The sequence below is a fragment of the Methylosinus sp. LW4 genome, from assembly GCF_000379125.1.
In the GTDB taxonomy this organism is placed as follows: Bacteria; Pseudomonadota; Alphaproteobacteria; order Rhizobiales; family Beijerinckiaceae; genus Methylosinus.
Map to the genome: position 1 here is coordinate 2,346,248 of NZ_KB900626.1, position 14,826 is coordinate 2,361,073.

Consider the following 14,826-nt stretch of genomic DNA (forward strand, 5'->3'; position numbering starts at 1 on the left):
CTCCCTGGACCGCGAGCCTTCAGGCTCGCTTCATGAGCCTACTGCCGAACGGTCTCCCGCTGCGCATAGCCGAGGCGGACGTTCAGCTCTTGCAGCACTTTCTCGGCGGCTTCGGGAATATTGGTGCCGGGCGGGAAGATCGCGGCGGCGCCGGCGTCATAGAGCGCCTGGAAATCCTGCTCGGGAATGACGCCGCCGACGACCATCATCACCTCCTCGCGTCCGGCCGCCTTCAGCGCGTCGCGCAATTCCGGCGTCAGAGCGAGATGGCCGGCGGTCATCGTGTTCACGCCGACGATATGGACCTTCTCTTCCGCGGCGCGCTTCGCTACTTCCTCCGGCGTCGCGAAGAGATCGCCGATCACCACCTCGAAGCCCAAATCCGTGAAGGCGGAGGCGATGACCTTCTGGCCGCGATCATGGCCGTCCTGGCCGAGCTTGGCGACGAGTATCTTCGGCTTGCGCTTTTCATTCTCGGCGAAGGCCGCCGTCATGCCGCGCACGCGCGCGACCTTGTCGCAATCGGCGCCCGCCTCGCGCGCATAGACGCCGGAGATCACATTGGCCTTGGGCTTATGGCGGTCGAAGACTTTCTCGAGCGCATAAGAGATTTCGCCGACGCTGGCCTTGGCGCGCGCGGCCTCGATCGCCAGCGCCAGCAGATTGCCGTCGCCCTTGGCGCCTTCCGTCAGCGCATCGAGCGCGGCTTGCGTCTTGGCTTCGTCACGCTCGGCGCGCAGGCGCTGGAGCTTGGCGATCTGCGCGGCGCGCACGGCGGAATTGTCGACCTTCAGCACATCCGGGGCGACGTCATTGTCGGGGCGGAACTTATTCACGCCGACGACGACCTGCTGTCCCGTGTCGATGCGCGCCTGCGTCTTGGCGGCGACTTCCTCGATGCGCTGCTTGGGCAGGCCGGCGGCGATCGCCTTGGCCATGCCGCCGAGGCTCTCGATCTCCTCTATATGCTTCCACGCCGCCTCGGCCAGCTCGGCGGTCAGCTTCTCGACATAGAAGGAGCCGCCCCAAGGATCGATGATGCGCGTGGTGCCGCTCTCCTCCTGCAAAACAATTTGCGTGTTGCGAGCGATGCGCGCGGAGAAGTCGGTCGGCAGCGCCAGCGCCTCGTCCAGCGCATTTGTGTGCAACGATTGCGTATGGCCTTGCGTCGCCGCCATCGCCTCGACGCTGGTGCGGATGGCGTTGACGTACACATCCTGCGCGGTGAGCGACCAGCCGGACGTCTGGCAATGGGTGCGCAGAGTCATGCTCTTCTCGGTTTTGGCGCCGAGATCCTTCATCAGCCGCGCCCACAACAGGCGCGCGGCGCGCAGCTTCGCCACCTCCATGAAGAAATTCATGCCGATGGCGAAGAAGAAGGAGAGCCGCGGCGCGAAAGCGTCGATATCGAGCCCCGCGGCGACGCCGGCGCGCACATATTCGACGCCATCGGCGAGCGTGTAGCCCAATTCCAGATCGGCCGAGGCGCCCGCCTCCTGCATGTGATAGCCGGAGATGGAGATGGAGTTGAACTTCGGCATATTCTTGCTGGTGTAGGCGAATATGTCCGAGACGATGCGCATCGACGGAAACGGCGGGTAGATATAGGTGTTGCGCACCATGAATTCTTTGAGGATGTCGTTCTGAATCGTGCCGGTGAGCTGCGCCGGCGGCACGCCCTGCTCCTCGCCCGCCACGATGAACAGAGCGAGCACCGGAAGAACGGCGCCGTTCATCGTCATCGACACGCTCATCTGCTCGAGCGGAATGCCGTCGAACAAAGTGCGCATGTCATAGATGGAATCGATGGCGACGCCCGCCATGCCGACATCGCCGGAAACGCGCGGATGATCGCTGTCATAGCCGCGATGGGTGGCGAGATCGAAGGCGATGGAGAGGCCCTTCTGCCCCGCCGCGAGATTGCGGCGATAGAAGGCGTTGGAATCCTCCGCCGTGGAGAAGCCCGCATATTGGCGGATGGTCCAGGGCTGGGCGACATACATGGTCGGATAAGGCCCGCGCACGTAAGGCGCGACGCCGGGATAGCCGTCGATGAAGGAGAGCCCGTCTATGTCCTGCGGCCCGTAGGAATTCTTGACTTCTATGCCCTCGGGCGTCAGCCAGCGGCGCGGCTCGGCGGCCTCCTTCGGGGTCGCGGCGACGGGAGCGAAGGCGATTTTGCTGAAGTCGGGAATTTGGGACATTTCTTTCCTCTGACGGCTCCTTCAGACTATTAGCGAAAAGCCGCGGCCGGCGCAAAGGGCGGCCAGGGCGCGAGGACCGCGGCGGGACGAACCCTCACCCGAGCGCTCTGGCGATCAGCGCGTCGAACGCGCTCTGAGGCAGAATTTTCTTCAAAACCAGCATGATGCGCTGGAAAAACGGCCCCACGAAATAATAGCCTTTCGGATGGTCGCCGGACAGAATCTCCTCGATCAGCACGGCGACGGGCTCCGGCGTTGACATGTTCTTCATAAACTTGTCTTTGCCTTTCAGAAACTTGGCGAAATCTCCGGCATAGGCGCCATGCAGCGTCCCCTCCGAGATGACGACATTCTCCGTCATCCGCGTCTTGAACAGGCCCGGCGACACATCGACCACCCGGACGCCCGAGGGGGCCAGTTCCCGACGCAGGCTTTCCGTCAAGCCGCGAACAGCGAATTTGGAGGCGGCGTAATGGCCTCCGAACTGAGTGCCGATCAATCCGCCGAAGGAGCTGATGTTGACGATGACGCCCTTGCTGGCGCGAATGGCGGGCAGCGTCGCCTGGCACACCCTCAGCACGCCGAATAAGTTCGTCTCCATGATTTGCCGGGCTTCCGCCATAGGAACATCCTCGACCGATCCGCGCGTGCTGACGCCCCCGCTATTGACGACAGCGTCGATGCGACCGCTTTTCTCGAGAATGAGCGCCACGCCGTCGCGGACGGAGTCGTCATCGTCTATGTCGATGCGCAGCGTTTCATAAGCCTCCGCCGGCGGCGCAGACCTCGATACGCCGAAAACGCGCCAGCCCGAAGCCGCCAGCCGTTCCGCGCAGCATTTTCCGATGCCCGAGGAAGCGCCGATGATCAACACAGTTTTTCGATCCGAACTCGAAACGCTCATCGACTATCTCTTTTTGAAGTCGCCGTCGAAATATTTGAAAAATGCGTCGACGACACGGCCGAGAAACGCTCTCACGAGCGACACATTACAGAAATAATGCAAAATTCTCGTGAAAATGCAACTATCTACGCCGCCCGACGCGACGCTTTGCGATCCCGATGCAGCATCCAAATAGGAAAGTCGAGCGACGAAAAGCGCTCTCGAAGAAAGAAGCTACCTCCCCACAACCCTCCACCGCGGCCCCTCCGCCCCGAAATCCAGCTCCCAGCGAAACCGGCTCAGCACATCGAAGCCGAGGATGATCGCCGCCTCGCCGCCGAGCGCCTCGCGCAATGGGCCGAAATCATAGGAGACGAAGACGACGTCCTTCAGCACGCGTCCCGCGCCTATGTCTATCTCCTTGACCTTATAGACCTTCGCGTCGATCTTCTTGCCGGAGGCCTCGCTCACCTTGGCCTTTTTCTTCACCGGGACGAACAGCCCCTTGTGCCGCTCCAGAAAGCGGCGATCGACGGCGGAGATTTCGGCTCCCGTGTCGAAGAGCCCGACCGCCTCCGTCTTGCCGAGGCGCGCCTCGAGGCCGACGAGCTTCTGATCCGGCCACAGCCTGCGGAAGGGCCGCCAATCGGCGCCGTCGCTCTCGGGAAAGAAGACCATCTCGCCGCCCGTAAGATCGAGCGAGAAGCGCGCGCCTTGGAAGAAATCGAGGCCGAGCAGATCGTCGCCGTCCGAGGTCGCGCAGCGGGTGACGCGATATTTGGCCCGGCCGATATTATTGCCCTGCGCCGCCTTCAGCTCGACATTAGCCGCCTCCACATCCTCGCAGCGGGAAGCGACGCCCGAGGCGCTGGTGGACACGCTGGCGCCCAGCGCCGGAAAGCCGGCGTTCCAGGGCGCGAGCCTGATGCGGCTGGTGGAGGCGGCCGTGTCCAGCCGCATCGGCCCCATCACATTGCCGAAGCGCATGGTGACATAGGCGCGGCCGCCGTCATCGGCGCCATGGACCACATTCAGCGGAACGATGGAGCGCTCCATGGCGCGCTCCTGCGCGCGCGCCGGCAAGGCGCAGAAGAGCAAGTCGCAGAAGAGAATGAGCGGCAGAAAAAGCTTTAGGATTCTCGGCATGGCGCGGCGGCTCCGTCCCTGCGGGGAAGGCGTCTATAGCGCGGCGCGGCGCTTTCGTCTGCCGCGGAAAACCGCGCCGCCCGCACAAAGGCCGTGCTATTGCAGAACCGCCAGCTCTCGCCGCGGGCGAGACGGCGCCAGGCTTGGAGGTCATCTCATGCGGCATGCGGCGATCCGGCTCGCGACGGTCGGACTATTGGCCATGGTTTCGAGCGCGGCGCTCGCGCAGCATCGCTCGCGCGGCGTTCCAGCAGACGCGCCACGCGCGGGCGGAGGCGGCGGGCCGGACGATGTGCTCGCCACGTCGAGCGAATGGGGCGGCGCCGGAGGCGTCTATACTTGCGAGCAGTGGAAGCAATATCTCGAGCGCATGTTCCGCCTCGCCGACAAGCGCAAGCGCGGCTTCATCGACGCGCAGGATTTCGAGGTCATTCCGCGCCTCAGCCCGGTGTTTCACGCGGCGACCTTCGACTATTTCGACATGGCCGGAAAAGGCCGCGTCACCCGCGCGGAATTCCTCGCCTTTCCGAGCCCTTTCTTCGCGCGCTATGACCGCAAGAAGAGCTGCCGCGTCTTCCAGGAGGAGCTGGCGCATGCGCAGACGCCGAGCGCCGCGCCGCAATCGCCGTCGCCGAACGAGGGCGGCGGCTTCCCCGGCAGGAGCGGCGGCGGTTTCGGCGGCGGCTATGGCGGGGGCGGCTTCGGCGGCGGCGGGAGCGGAGGCGGAGGCGGCGGCTTCGGGCGCTGAATCGGGGGTGACGAAGCCCCCTCCCGGACCCTCCCCCGCTATGCGGGAGAGGGCGTAGTTCCGCGTGTGACGTAAGGTTTCGTGACGGGAGCGGGCCTCAGAACTCGGCCCACTCCTCCTCCTGCGGCGCCTCCTTGCGCACGGCGGAGCCGGAGCGCGTGGTCGCGACGCGCTTCAGCATGGGCCGCGAGGGCGCGCGCGTCTCGACCTCGCCGATCTTGAAGCGCGCGACGAGCTGCACCAGCTCGGCGCTGTCCTCGGCGAGCGAACGCGTCGCCGCATTGGTCTCCTCGGACATTGCGGCGTTCTTCTGCGTGACCTGATCGATCTCCTGCACCGCCGTGTTCACCTCGCGCAGGCCGGTCGATTGCGCCTCCGCGCTCGACGCTATGCCGGTGACGACGACGTCGATGCGATTGACCTGCTCGACGATGCGATGCAGCGAGGCGCCGGTCTCGGCCACCAGCGCGACGCCATCCTGCACGCGCGTGTTGGAGGCGGCGATGAGATCCTTGATCTCCTTGGCGGCCTCCGCCGAGCGCTGGGCGAGCGAGCGCACTTCCGTCGCCACCACGGCGAAGCCGCGGCCGGCCTCGCCCGCGCGCGCCGCCTCGACGCCGGCGTTGAGCGCGAGGAGATTGGTCTGGAAGGCGATCTCGTCGATGACGCCGATGATCTGGCCGATCTGCTCGGATGATTTCTCTATGCCGCCCATCGCCTCTATGGCGTCGCCGACGATCTTCTCGCCCTTGATCGCGTCCGATTTGGCGTCGCCGACGATCTCGCGCGCATGGACGACGCTCTCGGCCGCCTTGCGCACCGTGTCGGTGATCTGGCCGACGGCCGCGGCCGTCTGCGCCAGAGTCGCCGCCTGCTGCTCGTTGCGCTGCGACAAATCTTCCGCCGCGCGGGCGATCTCGCGCGTGCTGGAGCCGATCGCGCCGCTCGTCGTCACAATGCCGCGCAGCGTGTGCTGCATGCGCTCCACAGCGGCGTTGAAGCGCGCGCGGAGCTTCTCGTAATCCTTGATGAACTCCTTCTCGAGCCGCACCTCGAGATCGCCCTCGGCGAGGCGCTCCATGGCGGCGGTGTATTCGGCGAAGAAGAAGTCGCGGTTCTCGATATACCATTTCGCGCCGGCGGCTTTTTCTTCCAGCTTGGCGGCGGCGGCGGCGTTCTGCTCGGCGGCGCGCGTCTCGGCGAGACGCACCTCCTCGAGCTTGTCGCGGAATATGGCGATCGCATCCCGCATTTCGCCGATCTCGTCGCTGCGGCTCATCACGGGCGGCTTGTCCAATGTCTGGCCGCGCGCGAGCCTGGACGTGTAATTGGCGAGCGTGACGATCGGCCTCACGACGTGGCGATGGGCGATCAGGCCCGCGCCGGCGAGAAGGCACAAAATAGCGATCGTGGCAGCGAGGCTCGCAATGTCGGAGCGATCGCCGAGCAGAGCGGCGTCCTTCTCCGTCGAAGCGGCGAAAGCGTTCGCCGCTTCGACTTGGCGCGTCTCGAATGCGCGATAGGCGCTGAAGCCGGCGTCGAGCCGATCCATCGAGGCGGCCACGCCGGCGCCGTCGCCGCGCTCGAGCGCCGGAAGAAACGCGTCGATCTCACGCCAGAAGGCGTCGGCCGTCTCGGTCGCCGGCCCTTTGGCGAGCGTCAACAGCTCGGCCGGCAGCAGCTTCGACTTGGACCAGAAGGCGCGGCGCTCCTCATATTGCTTGCGCAAGGAAGCGAGGCGCGCCTTCGCCTCGCGCGCGTCGATCCTGTAGGTCGCGGCGAGCTCGACATCGAGATAGGCTTCCAAAAGGGAGAACGGAGGCGGCAGCGCGTCCGCGACGAGATCCTTGCCCGCGGCGATCGTCTGATAGGCGTGTCCGCCGATGCGCAGCTCGTCGAGAATATAGCGCCCGGCGCCGGCGGTTGCGAGGAAAGCGAGAAAAGCGACGGCGGCGAGCAGGCTCGCGGCGCGAGAAATCGACAGGCGCATGAAGTGCCTCCGGGAGAAGAGCCGCTCGGAGACGATGAATGTCCTGGCGGCGAATGTCGGATGGGAGAGAGACGGCTCGCGGAGATCTTCCGCGATCGAGCACAGCCGGATCGGCGCCGGAATGAAGAAACGGCGTCATGCCTTCGGGCGCATGCCCGCCGCATGCGCTCGATCCTCCATGCGACGAAATTACGCAGCAGGCATTAAGAAATCATGCAATGCGCCGGCGCGCATGCGCCTCGCGCCACGCGCGTCACTTGCGCTGGATCGACGCAATATAGTCGAGCAGCGCCTCGATTTGCGCCGGCGAGAATTCGAAGCGCGGCATGTCCAGCCCGCCATGGCCGACGACGATGCCTTCGGCCAGCGCCTCCTCGAGATTTTCGAGCGGATATTTCTTGGTCAGCGTGCGGAAGGGCGGTGAGGCCGGATTGGGGCTCTTGCCTCGCGTCCCGGTCGCATGACAGCGGCTGCAATTGGCCTTGGCGATGGCGCGGCCGCGCTCGATCTGCGTGTGCTGCGGCTTGTCTTGCTGCTTGTCTTGCGGCTCGTCCCGCGCGAGAGCCGCGCCGGCGGCGAGAATGGCGGCCATCGCCACGAAAATGCGAACCATGCCGCCCTCCCCTTCACTGCGTCAGCCGCGCGCCTGCAGCGGCACGACATTGTGCAGCGTCGTCTCCGCGCCCTCGAAGAAGCGGCGCAGATTGCGCGCCGCCTGGCGAATGCGCTGCTCATTCTCGACCAGAGCGAGACGCAGATAGCCTTCGCCATGCTCGCCGAAGCCGACGCCCGGCGCGACGGCGACATCCGCCTTCTCGATGAGGAGCTTGGAAAATTCGAGGCTGGTCATGCCGGAAAAGCGTTCCGGGATCGGCGCCCAGACGAACATCGACGCGGAAGGCGCCGGGATCGGCCAGCCAGCCTGCGCGAAGCTCTCCACCATCACGTCGCGGCGCTTCTTATAGATGGCGCGCATCTCCTTGATGCAATCGTCCGGGCCGTTGAGCGCCGCGGTCGCCGCCACCTGCACCGGCGTGAAGGCGCCATAGTCGAGATAGCTCTTCACCCGCGCCAGCGCGGCGCAGAGGCGCTCATTGCCGACGGCGAAGCCGATGCGCCAGCCGGCCATGGAGAAGGTCTTCGACAGAGACGAGAATTCGACGGCTATGTCGATCGCGCCATTGACCTGCAGGATCGACGGCGGCGGATTATCGTCGAAATAGACCTCCGCATAGGCGATGTCGGAGAGCACGAATATGTCGTGCCGCTTCGCGAAGGCGACGAGATCCTTGTAGAAATCCAGCGAGGCGACCGTGGCCGTCGGATTGGCCGGATAGCAGACGACGATGGCGATGGGCTTGGGAATGGAATGGGCGACCGCCTTTTCCAGCGCATGGAAGAGCTGCGGCGTCGGATCGGCCGGCACGGAGCGGATGACGCCGCCGGCCATCAGAAAGCCGAAGGCGTGAATGGGATAGGACGGATTGGGCGCAAGGATCACGTCGCCGGGCGCGGTGATCGCCTGCGCCATATTGGCGAAGCCTTCCTTGGAGCCGAGCGTCGCCACCACCTGCGTCTCGGGATCGAGCTTCACGCCGAAGCGGCGCTCGTAATAGCCGGCCTGGGCGCGGCGCAGACCGGCGATGCCCTTGGAGGCCGAATAGCGATCAGTGCGCGGACGGCCGGCCGTCTCGACCAGCTTCTCGATCACATGGCGCGGCGCGGGCAGATCGGGATTGCCCATGCCGAGATCGATGATATCGGCGCCGCCGGCGCGCGCCTTGGCCTTGAGCCGATTGACCTGCTCGAAAACATAAGGGGGAAGCCGCTTGATGCGATAGAAGTCCGACATCGCCTATTTCCGTTGAAAGCTCCGCCGACCCCATTTCGAGGCGCGGCGGACGAGTGTGGCGCGAAACCCTTTCGAAAGAGCTAGAGCGCTGTCCGCTCGAACGAATGTTCGAAACGACCAGAATTCGCGTCCGACGAAAGAATCTAGCGCGCTATTGCGCACTCTGGCGCTGTTTCGTCTCGGCGCGCCGCTCTTTCGGCGCGTCGGGAATTTTGACGCGGGCGCCGCGGGCGCGATTGGCGGCCGCGGCGGCGATGAGCTCTTTCTCGAGCTCGGCGGCGCGGGCGGCGCTCTTCTTGACGTCTTTCTTGACGTCGGCCGCCGGAGTCGGCGCGGCGAAGGGCGTGTAGCCGGTCGCCCCATTGCGCGAGCGCTCGACGAAATCGGCCGGGGCCGGCGGCGGACGCCGCATCTCCATTCCCTCGAAGAATTTGCCGACCGACTCGCCCGCGGTCTCGGACCCCGCTTCCTGCGCGCGCGCGCCGCCCGCGGCGACGGCGAACAGGGCGAGGCAGATCGCGAGGCGGCAAATCATCGGCTTCTCCAGAGGCTGGCCTCCGTCATAGTGCGACAATGCGGCTTTGATAAGGGGGCGCCGAATTAGGGGCTCCCGCCCTTCCGCGACGCATCGCCGCGCTTAAGTATTGGAGGAAGCGCTTTTCTCCGCGAGAGACGGTTTCCGAACCTTTGCGGGATATGCTCTAAGGAAGAGACGAGGCCGGCGGCGCGAAGCCGCCGAGGACAGGACAGCCCATGACCGCACAAAGACGTTCGCCAGCCGGAGCCAAACGGCGGCCGCCGCTTCACGCCGCGGCCGAGCCCGAGGCCGAGCCCCGGGTCGAGCCCCGAGCCGCGCCAGCGGCGCCGAAGGGGCGCGCCGCGGCAGGCGAGCGAACGTCGACGCTCACGCTGGAGGGCCGCGCGCCCAAAGGCGGTGGCGCGGTGAAAAAGCCGGTGGCGGCGGCTCCGGCGAAACCGGCGGCGAAAGCAAAACCGAAGAAGCCCGCCCCGGCCGTAGCCGCGCCGGCGCCCCGCCCCGCTGTCGCAAAGGATGCAGAGGCCGATCGTCACGCCGCGCTCGAGGCCGCGGCCGCGCTGCTGGCCGGCGCGGTGGAGGAATTGTCCGAGGAGCAGCGTCGCCTGCTCGTCGACCGGCTGGCGCGCCGGGCGCCGGAGCCGGAGCCCCAGCCCGCGCCGGCCGCCGCGCGGCAAAAGCCGCCGGCTCTGACCACGGCCGCGCCCAACGCTCATGATTTCGAGATTTTCGCGGAGAATCTGGCGCGGCTCGTCGATCAGGGCCGCAAGGCGCTCGCCGCCGCCATAGGCGGAATGGAGCCCGGCGACACGCGCAGCGAGCTGGCCAGCAATGTCGCCGACGCCGTCAAGACGCTGGGCGTCGTCGCCGAGCGCTGGATGGCCAAGCCGGATCAGGCCTACGCCGCCCAGGCGACGCTCGTCGCCGGCCTCACCGATATTTGGAGCCAGACGCTGCGCCGCTTCTCCGGCGAGGACACGCCGCCGATCGTGCCGCCGGACCCCAATGACAAGCGCTTCGCGGCGCCGGAGTGGAACGACAATCCCTTCTTCGACTGGCTGCGCCAATCCTATGCGCTGACGACGCGCTGGGCCGGCGACGCAGTGGAGCGCACAGAAGGGCTCGACCCGCAGGTGAAGGCCAAGGCGGCCTTCTATACGCGGCTCGTCGCCAGCGCGCTGTCGCCCTCCAATTTCGTCGCGACAAATCCCGAGCTACTGCGCGCCACTCTCGACGCGCGCGGCGAGAATCTCGTGCGCGGCATGAAGATGCTGACCGAGGATCTCTCCGCCGGCCACGGCATGCTGAAGCTGCGTCAGAGCGACGAGAGCAAGTTCGAGCTCGGCGTCGATATGGCGACGACACCCGGCAAGGTCGTCTATCGCACGCCGGTGATGGAGCTCATCCAATACGCGCCGTCGACAGAGACAGTCTATGAGCGCCCGCTGCTGATCGTGCCGCCCTGGATCAACAAATTCTATGTGCTCGATCTCAATCGCGAGAAGAGCTTCGTGCGTTGGGCGACGGCGCAGGGCCTCACCGTCTTCGTCATCTCCTGGGTCAATCCCGACGAGAGCCAGGCGGAGAAGGGCTTCGACGCCTATATGAAGGAAGGCGTGCTCGCCGCGCTGGACGCGGTGCAGCAGGCGACGGGCGCGAAACATGTGGCGGCGGCCGGCTATTGCGTCGGCGGCACAATGCTCGCCGCCACGCTCGCCTATATGGCCGAAAAGGGCGACGATCGCATCGACAGCGTGACCTTTTTGGCGACGCAGGTGGATTTCACCGACGCCGGCGACATGCAGGTCTTCATCGACGAGGCGCGCCTCGCCGCGCTCGACGAGGCCATGTCGCGCACCGGCTATCTCGAAGGCGTCAAAATGGCGACGACCTTCAATCTTCTGCGTCCGAATGAATTGTTCTGGACCTATTTCGTCAACAATTACATGAAGGGCGTCGAGCCGGCGGCTTTCGATCTCCTCACCTGGAACTCCGATTGCACGCGCATCCCGCGCGCGAACCATCTCTTCTATCTGCGCTATTGCTACATAGAGAATGCGCTGTCGCAGGGCCGCATGGTCATAGACGGCGTCACGCTCAATCTGCGCAAGGTGAAGATTCCGATCTATGAGCTCGCCGCCAAGGAAGACCACATCGCGCCGGCGCGCTCCGTCTTCACCGGCGCGAAATATTTCGGCGGCGAGGTGCGCTATGTGCTCGCCGGCGCCGGCCATATAGCGGGCGTGGTCAATCCGCCGGCCAAGAACAAATATCAATATTGGACCGGCGGCCCGCCCGTGGGCCTCTATGAGGATTGGGCGAAGACCGCCCATGAGAACAAGGGCTCCTGGTGGGGCGACTGGCTGGCCTGGATCACCGCGCAAGCGCCGCAGCGCGTGCCGGCGCGCATCCCCGGCGACGGGAAGCTGAAGCCGCTCTGCGACGCGCCGGGGGAGTATGTGCGGGTGCGGGGGTGAGGGAGTCGCCCTGCTCTCCCATCGGGTTTCGACCTGCCCGGCTTTGACGACTCTTCCCCCCGCGGCCGGGCGGGGTCGCCCTTGCCCGAATTCAGATACACGACTTAGGCTTCCGCCAAATCCTTTCGGTCGAAGTTCGGCATAGACACCGTCTATCGCCGTCCATAGTCGCCCGCGCTCGTGGTCGCTGCAGGATGCGACTGCAAATAATCGCCGATCCCTCTTCCTATTTTCTGTGCGGTCGCATCGCTCAATCCGGCCTTTTCGAGAACGAACGGCGCGGTCGATCGCGCGGATGCTCCCGTTCGCAATTGCTCCCCTGGGTGATCTTGCTTCCAGATCTCGACGCCATCCGCGACCCCCTGGTGGCCCCAGCGGCGAACGCCTTTATTAGCGTTCAGAACGGGATGATTCTTGTCGGTTCGCAATTTTTGCCGGACGATGTTCGGAACTGCGCGCTTGAGATAGTAATAGGCGGTGACGGCGACATGCGCTGCGTTATCGCCAGAACTCGCCGTCACAAATTTGATATAGCTGTACCATTCCGCCGCCGCGAGATCGTAGTCTCCATCATACAGCGGCTTTCGACGCTGCTCCATCAATAATTGCCAAATCGCATAGCGCTTTACTTCTGGAATCAAAGCTCCATTTTGATCTCCCGCCAACAGGTCTGCTCGATTCTTGTCGACCCAGCCGTAAGAGCGATGCTCGGCCCAAACAATGAACTGGCGCACTCGATCGTCGTCGACGCTCGTCTCTGACATTTGCTCACTCCCAATTAATTTTTTCCTATATATTCAATAGCTTATGGCATTTCTTACTTTTCTGTTCGGCCGCTCGTTCGCCCGTTCCCCTCCCCCGCGACCTTCCTCCCCCTACCCAAAACCGCGCGGCTCCAATATAGCTGCGCGCAGCCAACCGACCGCTCGAGGGATTCCCCGCCATGTCGCACGATTCCACACCGCACTTCCACAATCAGCCGGGCGTCGCCAAGATCACGGTCGGCTCCAAGGAATTCATGTGCATCGGCGCGCTGCCGCCCTTCGACCATCCGCATGTCTTCATCGACATGGGCGCGGCGGACGAGGCGGTCTGTCCCTATTGCTCGACGCATTATGTGTTCGACGCCGCCCTCGGCCATGGCGCGGCCGATCCGGCCGAATGCGTCTATCATTCCGAGACCGTCCTCGACCCGACCGCCTGACGCCGCGCGAATGGGCGCTCCCTTCATCGTCGTCGGCGCCGGCATAGGCGGGCTCGCCGCGGCGATCGCCCTGGCGCGCGCCGGCAAAAGGACGCTCGTCCTCGAGCAGGCCGAGCGCATAGAGGAAGTGGGCGCCGGCCTGCAAATCTCGCCCAACGCCGGGCGAATTCTGCAGGGTTTCGGCATGCGGCCGGCGCTGGACGCCGTCGCCCTCGAGCCGCGCGCCCTCAATATTCGCCGCGCCGCCGACGGCGCCGTGCTGGCGCGCCTGCCGCTCGCCGAGGCGCGCGACCGCTGGGGCGCGCCCTTTCGCGTGTTCCATCGCGCCGATCTGCAGAAGGCGCTGCTCGACGAGGCGCAGCGCCTCGGCGTCGAGACGCGCATCGCCGCGCGCTGCGCGGGCTTCACGCAGGATGCGGATTGCGTGCGGCCGGCGATCGGCGAGGCGACGCTGGAGGCGGCGGCGCTGATCGGCGCCGATGGGCTGCGCTCGACGATTCGCGATGCGCTCGACCTCCTCGCAGACGACGCGCCCCGTTCGGCGCGGCTCACCGCCTGGCGGACGCTGATGCCGATCGATTCGGCGCCCGCCGCCCTGCGCGAGCGCGAGACTCACATTTGGCTCGGGCCGGGCGGACATGTCGTCCATTATCCGCTGCGTGACGCGAGCATCGTCAGCGCCGTCGCCATTGTCGAGGATCGCGCCGATCGCGGCCCCATCGCCGAGACGCGCTCCGGCGAGGAACTGGTCCAGGCGATGGGCTTTTCGCGCTGGAGCCGCGATCTGCGCGCGCTGCTCGAGGCCGGCGACGCTTGGCGACGCTGGCCGCTCTACGCCCGGCCGGAGCTCACGCGCTGGGGCCGCGGCCGCGTGGCGCTGCTCGGCGACGCCGCGCATCCCATGGTGCCCTTCCTCGCCCAGGGCGCGGCGCAGGCGATAGAGGACGCCGCAGCGCTCGGCCACGCCTTCACCGATGCGCGCGCGGAAGCAGGGACGGCGCTCGCGGCCTATCAAGCGGCGCGAATCGAGCGGGCGACCCGCGTTCAGCGCGCCTCACGCGAGCAAGGCGCCAATTGCCATTTCTCCGGGCCGATGGCGCTGGTGCGCGACGCCGCCGTGCGGCTGATGGGCGGCGAGGGCGTGCTGTCCCGCAACGCCTGGATCTATCGCTGATCTCGTGAGCCGGCGACGGTCCTCTCTATGCGCGGATCGGGCGCGAACCACATGATCGCCACGCCCACATAAATGGCGAGCGCCAGCAGCGGCGAGACGAAATATCCCCCTGCGATGGCGCAAAAATACAGCGCGATCGACGCTCTGCCCTTCACTTCGCGGCCGAGCGCGCCGGCGAGCGGCGAGGCCGGGCCGTCCGCCCGCAATATCGCCAATGTCAGCAGATAATAAGCGATCGCCGGCAGCAGCAGCGTGAGCCCGTAGAGAATGGTGGGCGCGCGGGCGAAATCATTGTCGGCCATCCAAGCGGTGGCGAAGGGGATGAGCGACAGCCAGAACAGCAGATGCATGTTGGCCCACAGCACGCGGCCATCCACCCGCGAGACGGCGTAGAGCAGATGATGGTGATTGTTCCAATAGATGGCGACATAGACGAAGCTGAGCGCATAGCTGGCGAAAGTCGGAGCCAGCGGAATGAGCGCCGACCAATCCGCGCTATGCGGCGCCTTCAGCTCCAGGACCATTATGGTGACGATGATCGCGACGACGCCGTCGCTGAAAGCGGCCAGCCTGTCCTTTTCCATCGCTCCGCTCCGATCGCGCCCGGTGGATG

At 65.7% G+C, this 14,826-nt stretch carries 13 protein-coding genes; 4 read left to right on the plus strand and 9 right to left on the minus strand.

Annotated features, from left to right (window positions below; translation table 11 throughout):
• Positions 1-38: 38 nt before the first annotated feature.
• From scpA to METLW4_RS0111725, 3 genes are all read right to left on the minus strand, one after another.
• Positions 39-2,204, minus strand: coding sequence for a methylmalonyl-CoA mutase (scpA, locus tag METLW4_RS0111710; protein ID WP_018266403.1), 2,166 nt, complete (start codon positions 2,202-2,204; stop codon positions 39-41).
• A 94-nt stretch (positions 2,205-2,298) separates the two neighbouring features.
• Complete coding sequence (locus METLW4_RS0111715; RefSeq protein ID WP_026191451.1) at positions 2,299-3,108, minus strand: SDR family oxidoreductase; 810 nt, start codon at positions 3,106-3,108, stop codon at positions 2,299-2,301.
• A gap of 213 nt (positions 3,109-3,321) precedes the next feature.
• Positions 3,322-4,233, minus strand: coding sequence for a retropepsin-like aspartic protease (locus METLW4_RS0111725; RefSeq protein ID WP_018266406.1), 912 nt, complete (start codon positions 4,231-4,233; stop codon positions 3,322-3,324).
• Between the two features lie 157 nt (positions 4,234-4,390).
• On the opposite strand from METLW4_RS0111725, the gene METLW4_RS0111730 reads away from it, so the two are divergent.
• Positions 4,391-4,981, plus strand: coding sequence for an EF-hand domain-containing protein (locus tag METLW4_RS0111730; protein WP_018266407.1), 591 nt, complete (start codon positions 4,391-4,393; stop codon positions 4,979-4,981).
• 97 nt (positions 4,982-5,078) lie between these two features.
• On the opposite strand, the gene METLW4_RS0111735 is transcribed toward METLW4_RS0111730, so the two are convergent.
• The 4 genes from METLW4_RS0111735 to METLW4_RS28300 all read right to left on the minus strand — a co-directional run bounded on the left by METLW4_RS0111735 (position 5,079) and on the right by METLW4_RS28300 (position 9,358).
• A complete protein-coding gene (locus METLW4_RS0111735; protein ID WP_018266408.1) occupies positions 5,079-6,971 on the minus strand; it encodes a methyl-accepting chemotaxis protein in 1,893 nt (630 codons plus the stop codon).
• 253 nt (positions 6,972-7,224) lie between these two features.
• Positions 7,225-7,584: a c-type cytochrome gene (locus METLW4_RS0111740; protein WP_018266409.1), complete on the minus strand. Its 360-nt coding sequence runs from the start codon at positions 7,582-7,584 to the stop codon at positions 7,225-7,227.
• Positions 7,585-7,605: 21 nt separating this feature from the next.
• Positions 7,606-8,823, minus strand: a complete 1,218-nt coding sequence (locus METLW4_RS0111745) for an LL-diaminopimelate aminotransferase (protein ID WP_018266410.1) — start codon at positions 8,821-8,823, stop codon at positions 7,606-7,608.
• 151 nt (positions 8,824-8,974) lie between these two features.
• Positions 8,975-9,358: a hypothetical protein gene (locus METLW4_RS28300; protein ID WP_018266411.1), complete on the minus strand. Its 384-nt coding sequence runs from the start codon at positions 9,356-9,358 to the stop codon at positions 8,975-8,977.
• Positions 9,359-9,576: 218 nt separating this feature from the next.
• Here METLW4_RS28300 and METLW4_RS24715 point away from each other — a divergent pair, with 218 nt between their 5' ends.
• Positions 9,577-11,835, plus strand: coding sequence for a PHA/PHB synthase family protein (locus METLW4_RS24715; RefSeq protein ID WP_018266412.1), 2,259 nt, complete (start codon positions 9,577-9,579; stop codon positions 11,833-11,835).
• Positions 11,836-11,987: 152 nt separating this feature from the next.
• On the opposite strand, the gene METLW4_RS0111760 is transcribed toward METLW4_RS24715, so the two are convergent.
• Positions 11,988-12,599 carry a hypothetical protein gene (locus tag METLW4_RS0111760; RefSeq protein WP_157235078.1) on the minus strand — a complete coding sequence of 204 codons (612 nt, stop codon included), beginning with the start codon at positions 12,597-12,599 and terminating at the stop codon, positions 11,988-11,990.
• Between the two features lie 179 nt (positions 12,600-12,778).
• Here METLW4_RS0111760 and METLW4_RS0111765 point away from each other — a divergent pair, with 179 nt between their 5' ends.
• Entirely contained in the window at positions 12,779-13,039 is a 261-nt protein-coding gene (locus METLW4_RS0111765; protein WP_018266414.1) for a zinc-finger domain-containing protein, read from the plus strand.
• A 10-nt stretch (positions 13,040-13,049) separates the two neighbouring features.
• Positions 13,050-14,213, plus strand: coding sequence for an FAD-dependent monooxygenase (locus METLW4_RS0111770; protein ID WP_018266415.1), 1,164 nt, complete (start codon positions 13,050-13,052; stop codon positions 14,211-14,213).
• Here the strand turns inward: METLW4_RS0111770 and METLW4_RS0111775 are convergent.
• Entirely contained in the window at positions 14,204-14,797 is a 594-nt protein-coding gene (locus METLW4_RS0111775) for a TMEM175 family protein (RefSeq protein WP_018266416.1), read from the minus strand. The two genes, METLW4_RS0111770 and METLW4_RS0111775, sit on opposite strands and share 10 nt — an antisense overlap.
• Between the last annotated feature and the right edge of the window lie 29 nt (positions 14,798-14,826).